Annotated in this window: 20 protein-coding genes and 1 tRNA gene; 7 read left to right on the forward strand and 14 right to left on the reverse strand. The window is 71.2% G+C overall.

What is annotated here, in order from left to right; all coding sequences use genetic code 11:
• Positions 1 to 240 precede the first annotated feature (240 nt).
• Positions 241 to 324 (forward strand) — tRNA-Tyr (locus ME121_RS15285).
• 17 nt (positions 325 to 341) lie between these two features.
• Here the strand turns inward: ME121_RS15285 and ruvC are convergent.
• Positions 342 to 965: a crossover junction endodeoxyribonuclease RuvC gene (ruvC, locus tag ME121_RS15290; protein ID WP_012317933.1), complete on the reverse strand. Its 624-nt coding sequence runs from the start codon at positions 963 to 965 to the stop codon at positions 342 to 344.
• A 128-nt stretch (positions 966 to 1,093) separates the two neighbouring features.
• The gene (locus ME121_RS15295; protein WP_012317932.1) at positions 1,094 to 1,414 is read right to left on the reverse strand and encodes a YnfA family protein; all 321 of its coding nucleotides are present in this window, start codon (positions 1,412 to 1,414) and stop codon (positions 1,094 to 1,096) included.
• Between the two features lie 104 nt (positions 1,415 to 1,518).
• Between ME121_RS15295 and ME121_RS15300 the strand changes: the two genes are divergently transcribed.
• On the forward strand, positions 1,519 to 2,499 hold the full coding sequence (locus ME121_RS15300; protein WP_012317931.1) for a tyrosine recombinase XerC: 981 nt from the start codon (positions 1,519 to 1,521) through the stop codon (positions 2,497 to 2,499).
• 189 nt (positions 2,500 to 2,688) lie between these two features.
• Complete coding sequence (locus tag ME121_RS15305) at positions 2,689 to 3,510, forward strand: response regulator (RefSeq protein WP_244633098.1); 822 nt, start codon at positions 2,689 to 2,691, stop codon at positions 3,508 to 3,510.
• Between the two features lie 128 nt (positions 3,511 to 3,638).
• On the opposite strand, the gene lpdA is transcribed toward ME121_RS15305, so the two are convergent.
• The 10 genes from lpdA to gloB all read right to left on the reverse strand — a co-directional run bounded on the left by lpdA (position 3,639) and on the right by gloB (position 15,965).
• Complete coding sequence (gene lpdA / locus ME121_RS15310) at positions 3,639 to 5,042, reverse strand: dihydrolipoyl dehydrogenase (RefSeq protein ID WP_012317929.1); 1,404 nt, start codon at positions 5,040 to 5,042, stop codon at positions 3,639 to 3,641.
• Between the two features lie 67 nt (positions 5,043 to 5,109).
• Positions 5,110 to 5,865: an SDR family oxidoreductase gene (locus ME121_RS15315; RefSeq protein WP_012317928.1), complete on the reverse strand. Its 756-nt coding sequence runs from the start codon at positions 5,863 to 5,865 to the stop codon at positions 5,110 to 5,112.
• Positions 5,866 to 5,872: 7 nt separating this feature from the next.
• Positions 5,873 to 7,186: a 2-oxoglutarate dehydrogenase complex dihydrolipoyllysine-residue succinyltransferase gene (odhB, locus tag ME121_RS15320; protein WP_029359560.1), complete on the reverse strand. Its 1,314-nt coding sequence runs from the start codon at positions 7,184 to 7,186 to the stop codon at positions 5,873 to 5,875.
• Positions 7,187 to 7,233: 47 nt separating this feature from the next.
• Complete coding sequence (locus ME121_RS15325; RefSeq protein WP_029359561.1) at positions 7,234 to 7,533, reverse strand: YciI family protein; 300 nt, start codon at positions 7,531 to 7,533, stop codon at positions 7,234 to 7,236.
• 10 nt (positions 7,534 to 7,543) lie between these two features.
• Positions 7,544 to 10,531 carry a 2-oxoglutarate dehydrogenase E1 component gene (locus ME121_RS15330; RefSeq protein ID WP_059409127.1) on the reverse strand — a complete coding sequence of 996 codons (2,988 nt, stop codon included), beginning with the start codon at positions 10,529 to 10,531 and terminating at the stop codon, positions 7,544 to 7,546.
• Positions 10,532 to 10,703: 172 nt separating this feature from the next.
• Complete coding sequence (gene sucD, locus ME121_RS15335) at positions 10,704 to 11,588, reverse strand: succinate--CoA ligase subunit alpha (RefSeq protein WP_012317924.1); 885 nt, start codon at positions 11,586 to 11,588, stop codon at positions 10,704 to 10,706.
• 2 nt (positions 11,589 to 11,590) lie between these two features.
• Positions 11,591 to 12,787 (reverse strand): ADP-forming succinate--CoA ligase subunit beta, encoded by a 1,197-nt coding sequence (sucC, locus tag ME121_RS15340; protein WP_012317923.1) that lies wholly within the window; start codon positions 12,785 to 12,787, stop codon positions 11,591 to 11,593.
• A 112-nt stretch (positions 12,788 to 12,899) separates the two neighbouring features.
• On the reverse strand, positions 12,900 to 13,862 hold the full coding sequence (gene mdh, locus ME121_RS15345) for a malate dehydrogenase (protein ID WP_012317922.1): 963 nt from the start codon (positions 13,860 to 13,862) through the stop codon (positions 12,900 to 12,902).
• A gap of 402 nt (positions 13,863 to 14,264) precedes the next feature.
• The gene (locus ME121_RS15350) at positions 14,265 to 14,840 is read right to left on the reverse strand and encodes a TetR family transcriptional regulator (RefSeq protein ID WP_012317921.1); all 576 of its coding nucleotides are present in this window, start codon (positions 14,838 to 14,840) and stop codon (positions 14,265 to 14,267) included.
• A gap of 348 nt (positions 14,841 to 15,188) precedes the next feature.
• Positions 15,189 to 15,965: a hydroxyacylglutathione hydrolase gene (gene gloB, locus ME121_RS15355; RefSeq protein ID WP_059409128.1), complete on the reverse strand. Its 777-nt coding sequence runs from the start codon at positions 15,963 to 15,965 to the stop codon at positions 15,189 to 15,191.
• Between the two features lie 160 nt (positions 15,966 to 16,125).
• On the opposite strand from gloB, the gene ME121_RS15360 reads away from it, so the two are divergent.
• From ME121_RS15360 to ME121_RS15375, 4 genes are all read left to right on the forward strand, one after another.
• Complete coding sequence (locus ME121_RS15360; protein ID WP_012317919.1) at positions 16,126 to 16,860, forward strand: class I SAM-dependent methyltransferase; 735 nt, start codon at positions 16,126 to 16,128, stop codon at positions 16,858 to 16,860.
• Positions 16,861 to 16,865: 5 nt separating this feature from the next.
• Complete coding sequence (locus tag ME121_RS15365) at positions 16,866 to 17,579, forward strand: MarC family protein (protein WP_012317918.1); 714 nt, start codon at positions 16,866 to 16,868, stop codon at positions 17,577 to 17,579.
• A 687-nt stretch (positions 17,580 to 18,266) separates the two neighbouring features.
• The gene (locus tag ME121_RS15370; protein ID WP_012317917.1) at positions 18,267 to 19,100 is read left to right on the forward strand and encodes a nucleotide-binding protein; all 834 of its coding nucleotides are present in this window, start codon (positions 18,267 to 18,269) and stop codon (positions 19,098 to 19,100) included.
• The gene (locus ME121_RS15375; protein WP_012317916.1) at positions 19,097 to 19,540 is read left to right on the forward strand and encodes a hypothetical protein; all 444 of its coding nucleotides are present in this window, start codon (positions 19,097 to 19,099) and stop codon (positions 19,538 to 19,540) included. Before ME121_RS15370 ends, ME121_RS15375 begins: the two co-directional genes overlap by 4 nt.
• Positions 19,541 to 19,562: 22 nt before the next feature.
• On the opposite strand, the gene pbpC is transcribed toward ME121_RS15375, so the two are convergent.
• Together pbpC and ME121_RS15385 are read right to left on the reverse strand one after the other, a co-directional pair.
• A complete protein-coding gene (pbpC, locus tag ME121_RS15380) occupies positions 19,563 to 21,695 on the reverse strand; it encodes a penicillin-binding protein 1C (protein WP_059409129.1) in 2,133 nt (710 codons plus the stop codon).
• Positions 21,696 to 21,804: 109 nt separating this feature from the next.
• A complete protein-coding gene (locus ME121_RS15385) occupies positions 21,805 to 22,020 on the reverse strand; it encodes a hypothetical protein (protein WP_024830896.1) in 216 nt (71 codons plus the stop codon).
• Between the last annotated feature and the right edge of the window lie 110 nt (positions 22,021 to 22,130).

The raw sequence follows: 22,130 nt of genomic DNA on the forward strand, positions 1-22,130 counted from the left end.
GGGCCGGCGAAGCAGGGCGACATCGGCGCACCGTGGCCGATCCGGATTCCTTTGTGAATCCCCGCAGTCGCGGAACGTTCGCGTTTTCGTCCCGGCGGCGGAGCCGCGGGCGCGGCGCTTTCGGGCGAAACCGCCCCGCTCTCCACGATTGCCGCACCCGCCGGGCCGGATCGGTGCACCATAAGCGTTGACACCCGGCCCACCCCTCACCATAAGGGCGCCGCGGGCGATGCCCGCCTTGGGGGAATGTCCCGAGCGGCAAAGGGGGCGGACTGTAAATCCGCTGCGTAAGCTTCGTAGGTTCGAGTCCTACTTCCCCCACCAAGTCCTTCCCGATCCCGTCAGCCTTGTTTCGCCAGCGCGGCCTCGATGCGCGCGGCGGCGGCGGCGGAGAATCCCTTCCCTGCGAGCCCCTGTCCCGCGGCCGCCTGACCGGTGAGCGAGCGGCGCTTGCCCCCCGGCAGATGCGCCTGCCGCAGCGCGTGGGCGTCCCGGTGACTGGCATGGGTGATCGCGATGGCCAGCGCGTCGGCGGCGTCCGCGACGCGGAACTCCGCCTTCGGCAGAAGGAAGCGGACCATCGCCTGGATCTGCACCTTCTCGGCGTGGCCGGAGCCCGCCACGGTCTTCTTGATCAGGTTGGGGGCGTACTCGAACACCGGCAGGCCGGCGAGGGCCGGCACGAGCAGCGCCATCGCCCGCGCGTGGCCCAGCTTGAGCGTCGCCTGGGCGTCCTTGTTGACGAAGGTCTCCTCCACGGCGACCTCGTCGGGCCGCACGGCCTCGACGATGCGGCCGATCCCCTCGAACAGCTCCCGCAGGCGCAGGGCCAGCGGAAGCTCCCCGTCCGAGGTCACGACCCCGCAATCGCCGTAGGTGAGCTTCGTACCCTGCGCGGTGATCAGGCCCCAGCCGGTGCGGCGGAGTCCGGGATCGATGCCGAGAATGCGGACGGGGCTGGTCATGGGGCTCCACGGCTCGGTGAACGGCCCGAGGCTGCCGTACGTATCGTGAACGCTTGGTTTCACCAAGGTTCCGGCCGCGGAGGTTGCCACCTGTGGCCGTCCCGGCACGGTGCGCTGCCGCGCCGCTGTCACCCCCGGCGGCCGAGGAGGATCAGCGCCGTTCCGGCGAGGCAGACCGCGCTGCCCGCGAGGTCCCAGCGGTCGGGCCGCTGGCCCTCAGCGAGCCACAGCCACAGGACCGAGGCCGCCACGTAGACGCCGCCGTAGGCCGCGAAGGTGCGCCCCGCCGCCGGGCTGTCCACGAGGGTCAGCAGGGCCGCGAAGGCCGCCAGCGAGGCGAGACCCGGAAGCGTCCACCAGGCCGACCGTCCGAGCCGCATCCAGGCCCAGAACGCGAAGCAGCCGGCGATCTCGGCGAGGGCGGCGGCCGCGTAGGCGAGGAGGCTCATCGGGTCAGCTTGGCACGGCGCGCCGCGCGGCACGAGCCCGGCCCTGGGGGCGGACGGCGACCGGCATTAAGCTCCCGGCAACGCGGATCCGGTCGAGTGTCGCCATGAGCACGCACGCGAGCACGCACGAGACCCAGGGCGACCGGCTGCTGTTTCCGGGTGACGCCCGCCTTCGCGACGCCGTCCTGGCCTGGATCGAGGCGCTGGCGCGGGAGCGGCGGATGTCGTCCAACACCGTCGAGGCCTACGGGCGCGACCTTCGCCAGTTCCTCCACCACCTCGCGTCCCGTCAGGGGACACCGACGATCCCGATGCTGATCGGGCTCAAGGTGCGGGACATCCGCGGCTTCATGGCCGCGCGCCGGGCCGACGAGGTCTCGGGGCGCTCGCTGATGCGCATGCTGGCAGGCCTGCGCTCCTTCGCCCGCTTCCTCGAGCGCGAGGGCTTCGGCACCGTCTCGGCCCTGGGCGGCGTGCGCTCGCCCAAGGTTCCGCGGCGGCTTCCACGCCCCCTGCCCGTCTCCGCCGCGGTGGCGCTGACCGATACTGCGATCCGCGCCGGCGAGGAGCGGGAGCCCTGGGTCCTGGCCCGGGACGCCGCCGTGCTGGCGCTGCTCTACGGCGCGGGACTGCGCATCTCCGAGGCGCTGGGCCTGAGTCGCCGCGACGCCCCCCTGCCGGGCGTCGATCAGGTCACCGTGCTCGGCAAGGGCGGCAAGCAGCGCATGGTGCCGATCCTGCCCGTCGTGGCGCAGGCCGTGGCCGACTACGTCGCCGCCTGTCCCCTGCCGCTGCCGCCGGAGGGGCCGCTGTTCCTCGGTGCCCGGGGCGGCCCGCTCTCGCCGCGCATCATCCAGTACACGGTCGCGCGCGCCCGCGGCGCCCTGGGCTTGCCCGAGAGCGCCACGCCGCACGCCCTGCGGCATTCCTTCGCAACCCATCTGCTGGCGCGCCAGGGCGAGCTGCGCGCGATCCAGGAACTCCTGGGCCACGCTTCCCTGTCCACGACGCAGCTCTACACGCAGGTCGACGCCGCCCGTCTCATGAGCGCCTACGCGGCGGCCCACCCGAGGGCCGGCCATTGACCAAGATTGCTAAAAACTTGGACTTCGAGAGAGCTCATCGGCGGCTATAGGCGCGTCATCCGTTTCGCCTAGTGCATAGCCGCGCTCTTTAAGAGCTTCGTCACGATCCTCGGCCATTATGGGCAACGAACGGGATCGGCTTGGGCGGGCGTCATGGATCTTCAGGATGGGAGGGCGCCGGCACGTGTCGTGATCGCGGACTGCGATCCGGGACGCCGCCTCTCCCTGAGGGAGATCGTCCTGCGGTTCGATCCCGGCGCCGTGATCGACGAGGCGACCTCGGGTCAGGCCCTCTGCGACATTCTCCTCCGCCACCGTCCGACCCTGGCCTTCGTCGGGCTGCAGCTCGACGACCTCAGCGGACCCGAGGCGGTCGCCGTCGCGCGTCGCGCGGGTGCGGAGCCCCCCTGCCTGGTGCTGGTGGCGACCCGCGTGCTGCCGCACTGGCAGGAGATCGCCACGAGCCTCGGGGCCTACGAGGTGCTGAAGACGCCCCTCGACCCGAGCCATATCGAGCAGCTGCTCCACGCGGATGCCCGCCGTCGCGCGCCGACACGGGCCTTGCTCGCCTGCTCGACCCCGGCCGGGCGTTCGGCGATCAGCCGCGTCGTGGCGCGCAGCGGCTTCGCGATCGAGCTCGACGAGACGGATGACGGCCGCCACGCTCTCAAGCAGCTGAAGCTCGCCGCCTACGACTTCGCCTTCATCGACGTGAAGCTCGGCGGCATCGACGGGCTCGAACTGGCCTGCCAGATCCAGCCCCTGGGCCTCCCGACCCGGATCACCCTGCTGACCACGTCCGAACTGGAGCCCGTCGCCCAGGCCGGCCGCTACTTCGGCGTCGACGCCGTGCTGCGGATGCCGTTCTACGCCCGCGACATCGATCTCGCCCTGCACAACGCGCTGGGCCTGCGCCGGCCGTACCTCCTGAACGCCCTGACGGCCCCGCCCGCGCCGAGCGCGCTGCTGCGGATCGCCGACCTGCCCAATCCCCGGCGCAAGATCGCCTGATCCCGCGCCGGGGCTTCCCCCGACGGGCCGCGCAGGGGCGAGGCCCGCGGCCCTTCGAGCTGACGGCTCAGCCTGCCGAGCCATCGAACGCGTGCCGCCGTGGGCCTTCGCCCGTCAGACGTGGTCCGTCAGACGTGGATCGCGCGCTTGTTCACCGCCAGCGCGGCTTCCTTGACGGCTTCGGTCAGCGTCGGGTGCGCGTGGCAGGTGCGGGCGATATCCTCCGACGAGGCGCCGAACTCCATCGCCACCGCCACCTCGGCGATCAGGTTGCCGGCATCCGCGCCGACGATGTGCACACCGAGCACCCGGTCGGTCTGGGCGTCGGCGAGCACCTTCACGAACCCGTCCGTGGTGCCGTTCGCCTTGGCCCGGCCATTGGCCGTGAACGGGAACTTGCCGGCGTTGTAGGCGATGCCGTCCTTCTTCAGCTCCTCCTCGGTCTTGCCCACCGAGGCGACCTCCGGGAACGTGTAGACCACGTTCGGGATCACGCCGTAGTTCACGTGGCCGGACTGGCCGGCCAGCATCTCGGCGATCGCCACGCCCTCGTCCTCGGCCTTGTGGGCGAGCATCGGGCCGGCGATGACGTCGCCGATGGCGTAGATCCCGGTCACGTTGGTGGCGTAGTGGGAATCGGTGAGGACCCGGCCCTTGTCGTCCCGCTGGACGCCGACCGTGTCGAGGCCGAGGCCCTCCGTGTAGGGCGTCCGGCCGATGCAGACGAGGACCACGTCCGCCTGAAGCGTCTCGGCGGCGCCCCCCGCGGCCGGCTCGACCGTGACCGTCGCGCCGCCCTTCTTGCCGACCTCGACGCCGGTCACCTTGGTGGACAGCTTGAAGGCGATGCCCTGCTTGGTCAGGATCCGCTGGAACTGCTTGCCGACCTCGCCGTCCATGCCGGGCAGGACCCGGTCGAGATACTCGACCACGGTCACCTCGGAGCCGAGCCGGCGCCAGACGGAGCCCAGCTCCAGCCCGATCACGCCGGCGCCGATGACGAGGAGCTTCTTGGGCACTCGGTCGAGCTCGAGGGCGCCGGTGGAGGAGACCACGACCTTCTCGTCGATGGTGACGCCGGGCAGGCGCGCCACGTCCGAGCCGGTGGCGATGACGATGCTCTTGGTCTCGAGCATCCGGTTGCCGCCGTCCTCGGCGATGACCTCGACGCGGCCGGCGCCCGCGATCCGGCCGGTGCCGTGGAAGGTGTCGACCTTGTTCTTCTTGAGCAGGAACTCGACGCCCTTGGTGTTGCCGGCGACGCCCTCGGCCTTGAACGCCATCATCTTCTTCAGGTCGAGCTTCGGCGTGCCGACGTCGATGCCGAGATCGGCGAAGTGCGTGTTGGCCTCCTCGAAGGCCTCGGACGCGTGCAGCAGGGCCTTGGACGGGATGCAGCCGACGTTGAGGCAGGTGCCGCCGTGCGTCGCGCGCTTCTCGACCACCGCGGTCCGCAGGCCGAGCTGCGCCGCGCGGATCGCGCAGACGTAGCCGCCGGGACCGGTACCGATGACGACGAGATCGTAGGACATGAGGCTTCGCTTCCGCTCGGTCGTGCCGCGTGTGGGACGGGCAGGGAATGTCAGGTCGGGCTGAGGCTCAGCGGCCGCCGCCGATGTCGAGGATGGCGCCCGTGGTGTAGGAGGCCTCCTCCGAGAGCAGCCACACGATCGGTGCGGCCACCTCCTCCGCGGTGCCGGCCCGCTTCATCGGGACGCCCGGGCCGAGGCGCTCCACCCGGTCGGGCTCGCCGCCGCTGGCGTGGATCTCGGTGGCGATGATGCCGGGCGCCACCGCGTTGACCCGGATGCCCTCGGCGGCGACCTCGCGGGCGAGCCCGACCGTCAGCGAGTCGATGGCGCCCTTGGAGGCGGCGTAGTCCACGAACTGACCGGGGCCGCCGAGGCGCGCCGCCACCGAGGACAGGTTTACGATCGCGCCCCCCGCCCCGCCGCGCTTGGTCGACATGCGCCGCACCGCCTCCCGCGCGCAGAGGAAGCTGCCGACCACGTTGGTGGTCATCATGCGCTGCAGGCGGGTGACGCTCATGTCGGCGACGTCCGACTTCACGTCGACCACCCCGGCATTGTTGACGAGCGCCGCGAGGCGGCCGAGGCCGTCGGCCGCCTTGAACAGGGCGATGACGTCGGCCTCGTCGCCGACGTCGCCCTTCACGGCGAGCGCGTGTCCGCCCTGGGCCGCGATCGCGTCCACCACGTCCTGCGCCGCGGCCGCGTCCGACACGTAGCTCAGGCACACGGTGTAGCCGCGCTCCGCCAGGAGCAGCGCCACCGCGCGGCCGATGCCGCGGCTGCCGCCGGTGACGATCGCGACCCTGTTCTCAGCGCCCGACATGGCTGCCTCAGAGGTCCAGCACGAGGCGCGCCGGATCCTCCAGCGCCTCCTTGACCCGCACCAGGAAGGTCACGGCCTCCTTACCGTCGACGATGCGATGGTCGTACGACAGGGCAAGGTACATCATCGGCCGCGCCTCGATCTTTCCGGCGCGGACCACCGGGCGCTCCTCGATGCGGTGCATGCCGAGGATGCCCGATTGCGGCGCGTTGAGGATCGGCGTCGACATCAGCGAGCCGTAGATGCCGCCGTTGGTGATCGTGAAGGTGCCGCCCTGCATCTCCTCGATGGAGAGCTTGCCGTCGCGGGCCTTCTTGCCGAAGCCGGCGATCTTCTTCTCGATGCCGGCGATCGACAGGTCGTCGGCGTCGCGCACGACCGGGACGACGAGGCCCTTATCGGTGCCGACCGCGATGCCGATGTGGTAGTAGTTCTTGTAGACGAGGTCCTGCCCGTCGATCTCGGCGTTGACCGCCGGCACGTCCTTGAGGGCGCCGATCACCGCCTTGGTGAAGAAGCCCATGAAGCCGAGCTTCGTGCCGTGCTTCTTCTCGAAGATGTCCTTGTACTGGCTGCGCATCGCCATCACGGCCGACATGTCGACGTCATTGAACGTCGTCAGCATCGCCGCGGTGTCCTGCGCGTCCTTGAGGCGGCGCGCGATGGTCTGGCGCAGCTTCGTCATGCGCACGCGTTCCTCGCGCGCGGCGTCGTCCGGCGCCGAGGGCGCGCGCGGCAGGGTCGGGCGGGCTTCCTTGGCGGGCGCCGACGGGGCCGGCCCCTTGGCGATGGCGCCGAGCATGTCCCCCTTGGTGACGCGGCCGTCCTTGCCGGACCCGTTGACGGACGACGGGTCGACGCCCGACTCCCGGGCGAGCTTCGCCACAGCCGGACCGTTGTCGCCGACCGGACGCTGCTGGGCCGCGGGCGCGGCGGCGTCGCCGTGGTTGCCGTAGCCGGCGGAGGATTCCTGGGCCGGGGCCTCGGCCCTGGCGGGCGCGGCGGCCTTCGGGGCCTCGCTCCGGCTCTCGGCCTTGGTCTCGGCGGCCTCCTTCGGGGCGGCCTTCTTGCCGGCGCCTGCACCGGCCTCGACGATCGAGCCGAGCAGGGCGCCGGGCTCCACGGTCTCGCCGTCCTTGACCAGGATCTCGCCGAGCTGGCCGGCCGCCGGGGCGTTCACCTCCAGCGTGACCTTGTCGGTCTCGAGCTCGACGATCGGCTCGTCGGCCGCGACCGTGTCGCCGGGCTTCTTGAACCAGCGGCCGATGGTGGCCTCGCTCACGGATTCGCCGAGGGTCGGGACGAGGATGTCGGTTGCCATGCTCTTCTGCCCCGCGGGGGGCCTCCTCTGGATGTCGGGCCGCGACGTCAGCGCCGCAGGATCAGGGATGGAACGGGCGAGACGGTGTACCGGAAGCCTGCCTGCGCCATCAGGACGGGATCTGCTTCGCCGAGCGCCTCGGCCCCGGCCGCGTCGTCGGCCTCGACCAGGGCCAGGCCCCAGGTGCCGCCGGGCTCGAAGACGGGCCCGACCGCGATGGCGGTGCCGGCGGCCGCCTGCTCCATCCAGTAGCCGGAATGCGCCGAGAACAGCGCCTTCTCGGCCTCCGTCGCGTCGAACGGGAAGCTCGGGCGGGGCGGTTCCAGACGGAGCAGGAAGTAGGCCATGGCCGGACGATCAGACCGCCAGGGCCTCGTTGAGGAAGGCCTGGAGCTGCGCCTGGTGCTTCGACATCTGGCCGACCGCCGTGGAGGCGGAAGCCGGACGGCCGACGTAGCGGGCGCGCTTCACCGCGGAGCCGGCCTGGCCGAGCACCCACTCGAGATAGGGCTCGACGAAGGACCAGGCGCCCATGTTCTTGGGCTCCTCCTGGCACCAGATCACGTCGGCGTTGCGGAAGCGGCCCATCTCGTTGGCCAGCGCCTTCAGCGGGAACGGGTAGAGCTGCTCGACGCGCATCAGGTAGATGTCGTTGAGGCCGCGCTTCTCCCGCTCCTCCAGGAGGTCGTAGTAGACCTTGCCGGAGCAGAGCACGACGCGGCGGATCTTGTCGTCGCGCACGAGCTTGTTCTGCGCCCCCTCCTCCTCGGCGTCGTCCCACAGGACGCGGTGGAAGGTCGAGCCCTCGGCGAGCGCGTCGAGGTTCGAGACGGCGCGCTTGTGGCGCAGCAGCGACTTCGGCGTCATCAGCACCAGCGGCTTGCGGAAGTCGCGCTTCAGCTGCCGGCGCAGGATGTGGAAGTAGTTCGCCGGCGTCGTGACGTTGGCGACCTGCATGTTGTCCTCGGCGCAGGCCTGGAGGTAGCGCTCCAGGCGGGCGGACGAGTGCTCGGGCCCCTGCCCCTCGTAGCCGTGCGGCAGCAGCAGGACGAGGCCGGACATGCGCAGCCACTTGCGCTCGCCGGACGCGATGAACTGATCGATCACCACCTGGGCGCCGTTGGCGAAGTCGCCGAACTGGGCTTCCCAGAGGACCAGGGCGTTCGGCTCGGCGAGCGAGTAGCCGTACTCGAAGCCGAGCACCGCCTCCTCGGAGAGCATCGAGTTGATGATCTCGATCGAGGCCTGCCCCTCGCGGATCGAGTTGAGCGGCGTGTAGCGCTGCTCGTTCTCCTGATCGATCACCACCGCGTGGCGCTGCGAGAAGGTGCCGCGCTCGACGTCCTGGCCGGACAGCCGGACCCGGTTGCCGTCGAGGAGCGTTGCCCCGAAGGCCAGGGCCTCGGCGGTCGCCCAGTCGACGCCGATCCCGGTCTCCACCGCCTTGGCGCGGTTGTCCATGAAGCGCTGGATCGTGCGGTGCAGGTGGAAGCCCGGCGGCACCTGGGTGATCCTGCGGGCGATCTCCTGCAGGGTCTCGGCCGGAACGGCGGTGCGGCCGCGGCGCGGATCGTCCACGTCCTCGTGCACGGCCTTCACGCCGGACCAGCGGCCGTCGAGCCAGTCGGCCTTGTTGGCCTTGTAGTTGTTGGCGACGTCGAGCTCGCTGTCGAGCATCCCGCGGAACTCGGCCTTGCGGGCGTCGAGCGCCTCCTGGGTGACGGAGCCGTTCTCGACCAGCTTGCGGCCGTAATTCTCCAGCACCGACGGGTGCTTGCGGATCCGCTGGTACATCTTCGGCTGGGTGAAGGCCGGCTCGTCGCCCTCGTTGTGGCCGAAGCGGCGGTAGCACAGCATGTCGATTACGACCGGCTTGCCGAACTTCTGGCGGTACTCGACCGCGACCTTCGCCGCGAAGGTGACGGCCTCGGGGTCGTCGCCGTTGCAGTGGAAGATCGGCGCCTCGACCATCTTGGCGACGTCGGACGGGTAGGGCGAGGAGCGGGAGAAGCGCGGATCGGTCGTGAAGCCGATCTGGTTGTTGATGATGAAGTGGACCGATCCGCCGGTGCGGTGGCCCTTCAGGCCCGACAGGCCGAAGCACTCCGCGACCACGCCCTGGCCCGCGAAGGCCGCGTCGCCGTGGATCAGGAGCGGCAGCACCGTGCGGCGCTCGATGTTGGGCTTGGCCCACTGGTCCTGCTTGGCGCGGACCTTACCGAGCACGACCGGGTCGACGATCTCGAGGTGCGACGGGTTGGCGGTCAGCGACAGGTGAACGTTGTTGCCGTCGAAGGCGCGGTCCGAGGACGCGCCCAGGTGGTACTTCACGTCGCCCGAGCCCTCGACCTCGGCCGGGGAGGCCGAGCCGCCCTTGAACTCGTGGAACACCGCCCGGAACGGCTTGGCCATCACGTTGGTGAGCACGTTGAGCCGGCCGCGATGGGCCATGCCCAGCACGATCTCGCGGACGCCCAGCGCGCCGCCGCGCTTGATGATCTGCTCCAGCGCCGGGATCATCGACTCGCCGCCGTCGAGGCCGAAGCGCTTGGTCCCGGTGTACTTGAGGTCCAGGAACTTCTCGAAGCCCTCGGCCTCGATCAGCTTGTTGAGGATGGCGCGACGGCCCTCGGGGGTGAAGGAGATCTCCTTGTCCTTGCCCTCGATGCGCTCCTGGATCCACGCCTTCTCGGCGGGGTCGGAGATGTGCATGAACTCGACGCCGAGGGTCTGGCAGTAGGTCCGCTCCAGGATGTCGACGATCTCGCGGATCGTGCCGAACTGGAGGCCAAGCACGTTGTCGAGGAAGATCGGGCGGTCCCAGTCGCTCTCCTGGAAGCCGTAATGCTGCGGGTGCAACTCCTCGTGGTCGCCGCGCGGCGCGAGACCCAGCGGGTCGAGCTTGGCGTGGAGGTGGCCGCGCATGCGGTAGGAGCGGATCAGCATGATCGCCCGCACCGAGTCCTTCGTCGCCTGCTCCACCGAGACGCCGGTGGTCGCCGTGACGCTGTCCTGCGGCTTGCCGGGCTTGGTGTCCTTGCCCTCGCGGGCGACGATCTTGTCGCCGATCGCCTTCTCCAGGGCGCCCCAGTTGCCGTCCAGCGCCGAGACCAGCTCGCCGTTGAGCGGCACCGGCCAGTTCGGCCGCTCCCAGGAGGCGCCGGCGGCGTTCTTCTCGACCAGGGTCTCGTCCTCGCCGAGCCCCTTGAAGAAGGCCTGCCACTCCGGATCCACCGAGGACGGGTTGCGGGCGTAGGCCGCCTGCAATTCCTCGATGTAGGCGGCGTTGGCGCCGTAGAGGAACGAGGTTTCGAGGAGCGCTTCGTTCACGTCCTGGCGTGCCATGGTGCGTCCATCCTGATCGCGCGGGCAGGCTCCCCTGCCCTCCGGGCTCCCCGTCCGCGCGGCGGATCGCCCTCAAACCGAAACGGGGCGGGTGACCGCCCCGCTGAAATCGTCTGCACGCCCGATATGGGCGTCGCGGCCCTGCGATGGCCGCAACGCAGGCGCGCTTGCCTCAGCCCTTCAGGACCTCGACGAGCGTCGAGCCCAGCCGGGCCGGCGACGGCGACACGCGGATGCCCGCGGCCTCCATGGCGGCGATCTTGTCCTCGGCGCCGCCCTTGCCGCCCGAGATGATCGCGCCGGCATGGCCCATGCGGCGGCCCGGAGGCGCCGTGCGGCCGGCGATGAAGCCGACCATCGGCTTCTTCCGCCCGCGCTTGGCCTCGTCCTTCAGGAACTGCGCCGCCTCCTCCTCGGCCGAGCCGCCGATCTCGCCGATCATCACGATCGACTCGGTCTTCGGGTCGGCGAGGAACAGCTCCAGCACGTCGATGAACTCGGTGCCCTTCACCGGGTCGCCGCCGATGCCCACCGCCGTCGTCTGGCCGAGGCCGGCATTGGAGGTCTGGAACACCGCCTCGTAGGTCAGCGTGCCCGAGCGGGACACGATGCCGACGGAGCCCGGCCGGAAGATGTTGGCCGGCATGATGCCGATCTTCGACTCGCCGGCCGTGACGATGCCGGGGCAGTTCGGCCCGACGAGTCGCGACTTCGAGCCGGTGAGCGCCCGCTTCACCCGCACCATGTCGAGCACCGGGATGCCCTCCGTGATGCAGACGATCAGCGGCACCTCGGCGGCGATCGCCTCGCAGATCGCGTCGGCGGCGCCGGGCGGCGGCACGTAGACCACCGAGGCCTCGGCGCCCGTGGCCTCGCGGGCCTCCGCGACCGTGTCGAACACCGGCAGGCCGAGATGGCTGGAGCCGCCCTTGCCGGGGCTCGTGCCACCGACCATCTTGGTGCCGTACGCGATGGCCTGCTCGGAGTGGAAGGTCCCGTTCTTGCCGGTGAAGCCCTGGCAGATGACCTTGGTGTTGGCGTCGATCATCACCGACATGGTCAGGCTCCCTTCACGGCGGCGACGATCTTCTGGGCGGCGTCGTCGAGGTCGTCCGCCGGGATCACGTTGAGGCCCGAGTTGCGGATGATGGCCTTGCCCTGCTCCACGTTGGTGCCCTCGAGGCGCACCACCAGCGGGACCTGCAGGCCCACCGCCTTCACGGCCGCGATCACGCCGTTGGCGATCACGTCGCACTTCATGATCCCGCCGAAGATGTTGACGAGGATCCCCTTCACGTTCGGGTCGGCGGTGATGATCTTGAACGCCGCCGTGACCTTCTCCTCCGAGGCGCCGCCGCCGACATCGAGGAAGTTCGCCGGCTCCTCGCCGTAGAGCTTGATGATGTCGAGTGTCGCCATGGCGAGGCCGGCGCCGTTGACCATGCAGCCGATCGTGCCGTCGAGCGCGATGTAGGCGAGGTCGTACTTCGACGCCTCGATCTCCTTGGCGTCCTCCTCGGTCTCGTCGCGCAGGGCGACGATGTCGGCGTGCCGGTAGAGGGCGTTCGAGTCGAAGGCCATCTTGGCGTCGAGGCACTTGAGGTGCCCGTCGGCGGTCAGCACCAGCGGGTTGATCTCGAGGAGGCTCATGTCCTTGGCCACGAAGGCCGCGTAGAGCTTCTCGGTGAGCGCGGCGGCCTCCTTGGCCTGGGCGCCCGACAGGCCGAGCGCCTTGGCGACGGCGCGGCCGTGGTGGGGCATCACGCCGGTGGCCGGATCGACCGCGATCGTGTGGATCTTCTCGGGCGTGTCGTGGGCGACCGCCTCGATGTCCATGCCACCCTCGGTGGAGACCACGAAGGCGACGCCGCCCGTGGCGCGGTCGACCAGCATCGAGAGGTAGAATTCCTCGGCGATCTGGGCGCCTTCCTCGATGTAGAGGCGGTTGACCTGCTTGCCGGCCGGGCCGGTCTGGATGGTCACCAGCGTCTGGCCGAGCATCTCGCCGGCGAACTGCTTGACCTCGTCGATCGACTTGGTGACGCGCACGCCGCCCTTGGCGCCCTCGGGCGCGCCCTTGAAGGTGCCCTTGCCGCGGCCGCCCGCGTGGATCTGGCTCTTCACGACCCAGACGGGACCGCCGAGCTCCTTGGCGGCGGCCTCGGCCTCCGACGGGTTGAAGATGGCCACGCCGCGGGAGACGGGCAGGCCGAACTCCTTCAGCACGGCCTTGGCCTGATATTCGTGGATATTCATCGGAGCCTCGTAGGGAGGAGCGAATAGGTGGCAGCGGGCGGCGCGTAGAGGAATCGAGCGATCGAGAGTCGAATCTCCGAACGCTACGCGCTGCCCGGTATCCGCTTACCGGTCAGGCGAGGTTGCTGTCGACGCCCTTGCAGGCCTCGATGAGGCCCGTCACCGAGGCGACGGACTTGTCGAACATGGCCTTCTCGGCGTCGTCGAAGGTCACCTCGAGCACGCGCTCGACGCCGTTCGCGCCGATCACGATCGGCACGCCGATGAACATGCCCTTCACGCCGTACTGGCCGTCGAGGTAGGCGGCGCAGGGCAGGACCCGCTTCTTGTCGCGCAGGTAGCTCTCGGCCATGGCGATGGCGGAGGCGGCGGGCGCGTAGAAGGCCGAGCCGGTCTTGAGCAGGTTGACGATCTCGCCGCCGCCCTTGCGGGTGCGCTCGACCATGGCGTCGAGCTTCTCCTGGGTGGTCCAGCCGAGCTTGACGAGGTCGGTCAGCGGCACGCCCGCCACCGTGGAGTAGCGGGTCAGCGGGACCATGTCGTCGCCGTGGCCGCCGAGCACGAAGGCCGTCACGTCCTCCACCGAGACCTTGAACTCCTCGGCGAGGAAGTGGCGGAAGCGCGCCGAATCCAGCACGCCGGCCATGCCGACGATCTTGTTGGTCGGGACGCCGGAGAACTTCTGCAGCGCCCAGACCATGGCGTCGAGCGGGTTGGTGATGCAGATCACGAAGGCGTTCGGCGCGTGGGTCTTGATGCCCTCGCCGACGGCCTGCATCACCTTGAGGTTGATGCCGATCAGGTCGTCGCGGCTCATGCCGGGCTTGCGCGGCACGCCGGCGGTGACGATCACCACGTCGGCGTCCTTGATGGCGGCGTAGTCGCTGGCGCCCGCGTACCGCGCGTCGAAGCCCTCGACCGGGGCGGCCTCGGCGATGTCGAGGGCCTTGCCCTGCGGCACGCCGTCGACGATGTCGAACAGCACCACGTCCCCGAGATCCTTGAGGCCGGCCAGAAGGGCCAGGGTGCCGCCGATCTGGCCGGCACCGATGAGCGCGATCTTGTTGCGAGCCATGTCGGATGTGTCTCCGCTGCGTTCGACTTCGGTGATGCGTTGCGCGAGGCCGGGGCTGCTCGTCCGTCAGGGTCCGAGGCCGGATTCGCCACTCTGAAATCTGCGCGGCTGTGTGGCCGAAAAGCACCGTGGCTTCAACCCGATGCGGGCCGCGCGGGCGACCCGTCCGGGACGCCGGAGCGCCACCGGGGAGCCCGACGGTCCTTCGGAAACGTCAACGTCGCGAAGGTTTTAGGTGCAGTGCACCCTGCCGCGCGGCCGCTCCGAAGGCGCGATGACAGATCTGAAAACCTGTCATTTCGGTTCGCGCCGGGCGTGAAGAAGCGCGTCGGGCCGCGCGAACGACGAAGGCCCGGACGGGGTGTCCGGGCCTTCGGAATATCCTGTTCTGGGAGCGGCGGATCAGAGGATGCCGGAGCGCAGAACCCGCTGGATCGCGTGGATGACGGCGCCGAACCGGGCCTCGATCAGGTCGCGCGGCACCTCGGCATCGTGCTGGATCGCCAGGGGATGGGTGAAGCGGTAGCTCGCGTCGAAGATGTAGGCGATCGCCCGCTCCCGGTCCCGGGCCGAGAAGATCCCGGAGGTGATCCCCTCCTCGACCACGCGCTCGACGAGGCTGCGCAGGCGCACGCGGTGCCGCCGGGCGATCGGGCGGGCCGACACGGTGGCGTCGAGATGGACCGCGAACAGGTTCGGCTCGTCGAACAGGGCGTCCCGCTGGACCGTCGCCAGGGCGGTCAGGAGCCGCTCGATCTTGTCGTCGGCGGGGTCGGGCGCGTCGGCGATGCCGGCGAGCCGGGCCTCGACCTCGCGGAGCCAGCGGCCCGCCACCGCGTCGAGGAGCGCGTCCTTCGACGGGAAGTAGCGGTAGACGTTCGCGTGCGTCATGCCGGCCTCGGCGGCGACGGCCACGACCGTCACGCGCTTGGGACCGAGCCGCGAGAGATGCTCGGTGGCGATCCCGAGCAGCCGCACATCGGCCGCGACCGGCGCCCGCGGGCGGGCAGGACTGACCGCCTCACCCGTCTCGCGGAGTGTGCCGGATTCGGCGTCGGCGACGGTAATCTTGGCCTTGGCGCTGAGCGCCTCCTCCTTGGACCCGTCGGACTCTGGCTTGAGGAAAGGAAGCGGAAGGCGGGAAGTGGACAGGTGGTAGGGCGAGACGGACCCCCATCATACCGGCTGAAGCGTCCCGGCGCTTCGCGTTGACGTTACGGCTTCCCCCCGGGAGCCCGGTTACCTGAGCGGATTAGGACCGCTTAAACACCCCTATGTGTCAGTTTGCCTTGAGAAGGCAACAAATTTTTCTCGTTATCACCTGCGTCAGAAGCGGTTCTTCCACGCCCGCAAGGCGACGAACACGGCCTCGGGATCGCTCTGCGGCGGCAGGTCGACGGATTTCGCGAGGGCCGGCTGCCCGCTCCGCAGGAACGGGTTGGTCGCCCGCTCCGCACCCATGGTCGAGGGGATGAGGAAGCGGCCCTCGGCCTGGGCGCGCTCGGCCTCGGCGAGGCGCGCCCTCAGGTCCGGGTTGTTGGGATCGGCCGCCAGGGCGAAGCGGGCGTTGGAGAGTACGTAGTCGTGGCCGCTGAAGACCTGCGTCGCGTCGGGCAGGTCGTCGAAGCGGCGCAGCGAGCGGTAGAGCGTCTCCGGCGGGCTCTCCATCACCCGGCCGCAGCCCAGGGTGAACAGGGTGTCGCCGGCGCAGACGAGGCCGGCCTGCGCGAACCAGTAGGTCACGTGGTCGGCGCAGTGGCCGGGCGTCTCCCAGACCTGCGCCTCGAGGCGGCCGACCGTGACCGTGTCGCCCTCCCGCACGGTCACGTCCACCTGCGGGACCGCGTCGCCGGCCTTGGCGGGGGCGACCACCCGGGCGCCGGTCGCCCGCTTCACCTCCGGGATGCCCTCGACGTGGTCGCCGTGCCGGTGCGTCACGAGGATGTCGGTCAGCCGCCAGCCGGTCTCGTTCAGGGCCCGGAAAACCGGTCCGGCTTCCGGCACGTCGATCGCCGCGCAGGCGCCCGTCTGCGGATCGCGGATCAGCACGCCGATATTGTCGCTGCGGCAGAGGAAGGTGCGAATCTCGGTCTCGGCGGCCATCGGACGGAGTCTCCCAGGAGCGCGAACGGGCGCGGGGCGGCGCGAAAACTGTTGCCGTGAACAGGTGATGGTCCGGCCGGGTTCCTCCGGCGCTTGCCGCGGCGCGCGCGGCTCACCATTGAGTACGACGACCGTTCCGTCCGCGATCTCCTGTTCCCTCATGCGTCTCGACGTCAACGGCTTGCGGGCCTTCTACGCCAGCCCTCTGGGCCGCACGACGCACCGCGTGGTCGGCCGCGCGCTCCACGACTTCCTCGGCTCGGTCTCGGGGCTGCGCGTCCTCGGGATCGGCTACGCCACGCCGTATCTCGGGCCGGTCCACTGCATCGCCGAGCGCACCCTCGCCTTCATGCCGGCCTCGCAGGGCGTGGTGAACTGGCCGAGCACCGGGCGCTCCTGCGCGGCGCTCGCCGATCCCACCATGATGCCGCTGCCGGAGGCCGCCATCGACCGGGTCATCCTGGTCCACGCCCTCGAATCGGTGGAGAGCCCGACGGAGCTGCTGCAGGAGGTCTGGCGGACCCTCACGCCGGGCGGCCGCATGATCCTCGTGGTGCCCAACCGCCGGGGCGTCTGGGCCCGCCGGGAGGCGACGCCGTTCGGCCACGGGCAGCCCTACAGCCGCTCGCAGCTCGGGCGGCTCATGCGCGAGACGCTGTTCTCGCCGGTGAGCTGGGCCGAGACCCTGTACATGCCGCCGGCCCGCTCGCGCCTGATGCTGCGCACCGGACCCGCCTGGGAGTGGCTCGGCACCGGCCTGTCCCTGCCCTTCGCGGGCCTGCACGTGGTCGACGCGACGAAGCAGCTCTACCGGCCGGTCGCCGTGCAGCAGGTGCGGCGCGCCCGCCGCCTCGCGCCGGCCCGGGTGCTGGTGCCGGCCCCCTCCCCGGGTTGACCCCGATGAGCCTCGACTTCACCACCCAGCAATTCCTGCTGGCCCTGTCGGCCCTGTTCTCGATCGTGAACCCGATCGGGGGCGCCTTCATCTTCGCCCAGGTGGCGGGCGCCTTCAGCCACGCCGAGCGCGTGCTGCTGTCGCGCCGGATCGGCGTCTACGCCGCCCTGGTGATGCTCGGCGCCCTCTGGGCGGGCACGCCGATCCTGAACTTCTTCGGCGTCACCCTGGGGGCGCTGCGCATCGCCGGCGGCCTCGTGGTGATGTCGTCGGCCTGGACCCAGCTGAACCGGCCCGAGGCACGGGAGGCGCGCAAGCAGGCCGAGGCCTCGGGCTCGGCGGGCCGCGGCGCGGCTCCGGCGGAGCCGCCGGGCGATCCCGCGCCCGGTCCCCTCGCCGACATCGCCTTCTTCCCCCTGACGCTCCCGTTCACCACGGGGCCGGGGACGATCGCGGTCGCCATCACCCTGGGGGCCAACCGGCCGGCGGCCTACGCGGAGCGGTTCGGCTTCTACATCGGCGTCACGCTGGCGGCCCTCGCGGTCGCCGCCACGGTCGCGGTCCTCTACGCCTCCGCCGACCGGGTGGTGGCGTTCATCGGCCCGGCCCGCGCCCGGGTGATGGGCCGCCTCTTCGCCTTCCTGCTCCTGTGCGTCGGCACGCAGATCCTGGTGAACGGCCTCGTCGACGTGTTCGCCCCCCTCGCCGCGGCGCGCTGACGTCCGGAAGACTGCCGGAGACGGCCGACCGCGACCGTCGGCCTGTCGAGCAGATCGGGCCTGAGGACCACGGCGCGGCACGCGTTCCCGCTTTCCGGCCAGGCGAATCGCTCGAATTGCCCGGTACGTCCGCGATGTTCCGTATTAAATCGCAGATACTGGCCAATATTGGCTAATATTATTGAGTTTTACAAATATATAAGTTTGTTAAGGATCTCATTTTAGAGCATCCGCCGGGATCAAATCTGATCTGATCGGGCTTGCGTCCGGCAAGGGACCGGGCAACATCTTGCCGGTACTCGGCCGCAGTGGGGAAAGCTTCCGGCCGAGCCGCCGGCGAAGCAGATCCAGCAACGGAGTGCAGATCGTGGCGACGGACGTCATCGCGAGCCCCCATCGTCGGCGGTCCGCATCCGGGCCCCGACCGAGAGGCGGCCGAACGGCCGCGACGCCGTCGGCGGTCGATCGGCAGGCCCGCGACCGCGGCCCTGCCCGTGCTGGCCCGGGCCCGATCGGATTCCGCGCTTGAGAAGACCCGGGAGCCCCGTGCGCGATCGCGCCGTCGAGGATTCCGGCCCGCCGCCGCGGACCGTGCGTCCGGGCCCGGCCCCGTGAGCCCTCGAGATCCCGCAGGCCGATGCCGCGCGCGCCGCGGCCAACAGGCACGTATCAGCAAGGAGACACCGCATGACCGACACGACGCAGATCAAGGTTCCGGCCTGGTACAGCCCGGACGAGATCCAGGACATCCAGCGCGATCTTCTGGGCGCCGCCGCGAAGGTTCTCGTGCTCTGCCTCGGCGGCAAGGGCGGTGTCGGCAAGACGACCATCGCCCTCCAGGTGGCCGATCTCTGCGCGGAGGTCGGTCCGGTGCTGGCGATCGACACCGACCCGGCCAACCGGCACTTCCACACCGCGCTCATGCAGGAGACCATCCCCGGCAGCGACAACTTCGTTCCGCGCCGCCCCGGACTCACCGCCGTCCGGCAGCGCCTGCGCGCCGAGGACAGCACGGGCCGCGTCGACCCGACCCTGTGCCAGGACCTGATCGAGCGCGTGACCGAGGCGGCCGAGCGCTTCGTCGTGGTCGACTTCCCGGCCGGCGACACCGAGACGACCCGCCGCTGCACCGAGATCATCGTGGAGAGCTGCCGGGAGGCGAATGTCCGCCTCGCCGTGGTGGTCGCGGCCGGCGCGGTCGATCCCACAGCCCTGGAGGTCCTGCGCGAGCTCCGGCCCATGCTTATCGAGTGCGACCGGGCGATCCTGGCGAAGAACACCGCCCAGGCGACCAATTTCGACTATCTCGAATCGTCCGACCTCGTGCGAGCCCTGCGGAAGCAGTCGAACTTTCGCGTCATCGAGATCGAGCGGATCGGCGAGCGGCTGATCGAGGCCCTGCGGGTCCAGAACATGACCTGGCAGGCCTTGGCAAACAGCGCGCCGATGCGCCTGCGGGTCGAGGGCCGCCGCCTGCGGCGCAACTTCCACACGGCGTGGCGGGATGCCCTCCGGCCGTGACCAACCTCGAGCGGTTCTACCGGTCGGTCCACGGCCGCGATCTCCAGCCCTGGGAGCGTCAGCTCGCGGTGCGGATCGCGGCCGCCTTGAACACCACGACGGACGACGACTTCGTCGTCCACCTGTTGTTGGTGTACATGTCCACCAACGCCATCACGAACATGTACAACGAGCTGGTGGCGGCGCGGAACGGTCTCGCCGAACACAACCGGGACCTCATCCAGGCGCTGACGGCCGATCTGCGGCGCAACCGGCTGGTCACCGCCGTGCTGCTCGGCGCGGCAGCCCTCGGCGTGCTCGTGAGCGTCGGGATCCTCGGCACCGTCCTCAACCTGTCTTACGGGTCCGCCGCCAGCGCGGCGCGCCTCGCCGCGGCGCTGGAATCCTGCGAGTCGCGCGGCCCGGCCGGCGCCCAGCGCGGCCTCGGGATCGGTCGCTGAGCCGAGGGACCCCGCCGTCGGCTCACTCGAGCCGGACGGACACGCTGTCGCTGGCGCCGGTCGCGTCGAGGACCGAGATCCGCGCGAAGCCCGCGCCGCCCGGGGCCCACTCGGCCCGGCGCCGCGGCGTCTGGACGACCGGCTGACCGTCCACCAGCCACGTGAGCGGCGGCACGCCGCCCAGGGCCTTGAGGGCGAGGCCCGGGCCGCCCTCCGAAGCGCCGTGCCGGTCCGCCGCGAGGCCGAGATCGATCCGCGCCCCGTCCGGCGGATAGGCGATCCGCAGCGCCGGTCCCGCCGCCTCGGCCGCCTCGCGCCGCAGGTGCCGCAGCGGCGGCGGCAGGCTCCCCGTCCCGACCACCAGCGCGTCCCGCGGCTGTGGGACCGGCTCGGGCTCGGTCCCGAGGCGCGCGAAGGCGTCGAACAGGATCGGCGCCGCGACTGTGCGGCCCACGAGCCCCGGCACCGCGGCCCCGTCCGGGCGCCCGGCCCAGACGACGATCGTCGCGTGACGGTCGAAGCCGGCCGCCCAGGCGTCGCGGTACCCGTAGGAGGTGCCGGTCTTGTAGGCGATGCGGTTCGGCAGGGCATTCTCCGGCGGCGGCGTGCCGCGCAGGATGTCGGCGACGTACCAGGCCGCGACGGGCTCCGCGACGCGGTGCCGGGATTCGGCCGCGGCCCCGTCGGCGCGGCGGAGCAGGTCCGGAACCGCGCCGCCGCGCGCGAGTCCGGCGTAGAGCCGCGCGAGGTCGGTGACCGTGATGCCGAGGCCGCCGAGCGCGACCGGCAGCCCCGGGGCCGCGTCCCGCGGGAGCTGGATCCCGGCACCTGCGGCGCGCAGCCGGGCGATGAAGCGGGCGGGACCGACCGCATCCATCAGTTCGACCGCCGGCACGTTGAGCGAGAGCTGCAGGGCTCGCCGGGCCGTGACCGTGCCCTGGAAGGTCAGGTCGAAATTCTCCGGCGCGTAGCTCGCCGAGAAGCGCGCCGGGCGATCCTCCAGCAGGGTCTCGGGATGCGCGAGACCGTCCGCGAAGGCCATGGCGTAGACGAACGGCTTCAGCGCGGAGCCGGGCGAGCGCACCGCCAGGGTCATGTCGATGGCGCCGCGCCGGGCAGGGTCCAGGTAGCCGGCGCTGCCGACCTGGGCGAGCACCCGGCCGTCGCGGTTGTCGAGGACGAGGATCGCGGCCGAGAGGTCCGGGCCGGCGGCGGCGGCGCGCTCGGCCGCCAGGGTTTCCAGCCGCTCCTGCAGGCGCCCGTCGATCGCGAGGCGGATCGTGGCGGCACCGGGATCGGCCGCCACCGCCTCCTCGGCGGCGTGCGCCGCGAGCATCGGGAACGGCTTGCGCGCCGTCGGCACCGGCTCGGCCCGGGCGGCCTCGGCCTCCACCGCCGTGAGGATCCCCCGCGCGACGGCCACCGCCAGGACCCGGTCGCGGGCGGCGCGGGCGCGCTCGGGGAACCGGTCCGGACGGCGGGTCTCGGGCGATTGCGGCAGGGCGACGAGCAGGGCCGCCTGCGCGGCGGTCAGCCGGACCGGCTCGCGCCCGAAATACGCGACGCTCGCCGCGCGCACGCCCTCCAGCGGGCCGCCGTAGGGGGCCAGCGCCAGGTAGAGATCGAGCAGCCCGGCCTTGCCGAGGCGCCGCTCCAGCGTGACCGCCCGCACCATCTGGCGGAGCTTGGCCTCGAGCGACCGCTCGCGCCGCGGCTCGACGAGGCGTGCCACCTGCATCGACAGGGTGGAGGCGCCGGACACGATGCGGCCGCGCGTCAGCCACTGGCGGGCGGCGCGCAGCACGGCGGCCGGGTCGATGCCGGGATGCGCGGCGAAGCGGCGATCCTCGTAGGCGAGCAGCATCGCCCGGTAGCGCGGATCGACCGCCTCCGCGGTGACCGGCAGGCGCCAGCGCCCGTCCGCCGTCGCGAAGGGGCGCAGCAGCGTGCCGGACCGGTCCAGCACCACCGTCGAGCGCGATTCGGCCCCGGCCAGGTCGAGCGGCGGCAGCGTGCCGGCATAGCGCCAGAGCGCAACCGCGCCGGCCCCCAGCAGGCCGAGCCCGAGCGCCGCCGCTCCCAGCGCCGCGCGCAGGCCCCTCGCCCGCTTCCGAGGAGGCGCCGGCGCGCGCGGATCCGACCCGTCCTGCGGCACGCATCCTCCCGGTCTCGGCTCCGACAGCGCAGGATCCCGTGTTCCCGCGCGATCGACAAGCCCCCGGACCAATCGGCGTCCCGGGCGCCGGCCCGGCTGCGGCCGGACCCTACGCCGTCCCGACGCCCCGCAGGTCCTCGAAGGCGGGGCGATCCGGGCGATTCACCCGGACCGGGAACGGCACGACGTTGGAAGGCATCGCGGCGGTCGCTGTCTCAGGGGGCTGCGCCGCCTTGTGCGCCTTGCCGGGTTTCGCCCAGCGCTCGATCCGCTTGAAGTAGGTCCGCCTCGCCAGCCAAGCCGGAACTCGCCTGCCCTTCCGCATGATCTGTCCCTCGCCGTTGCGTACCGAGTCCCCCTCAGACCCGCGCCCCGAACGCGTCAAGCGGTTCGAATCACGGCTGTATTCACGATACGAGCGGATCCCGGGGAGCC

Origin of the sequence: Methylobacterium sp. ME121, from assembly GCF_000974725.1 — a bacterium.
Lineage (GTDB): Bacteria > Pseudomonadota > Alphaproteobacteria > Rhizobiales > Beijerinckiaceae > Methylobacterium > Methylobacterium radiotolerans.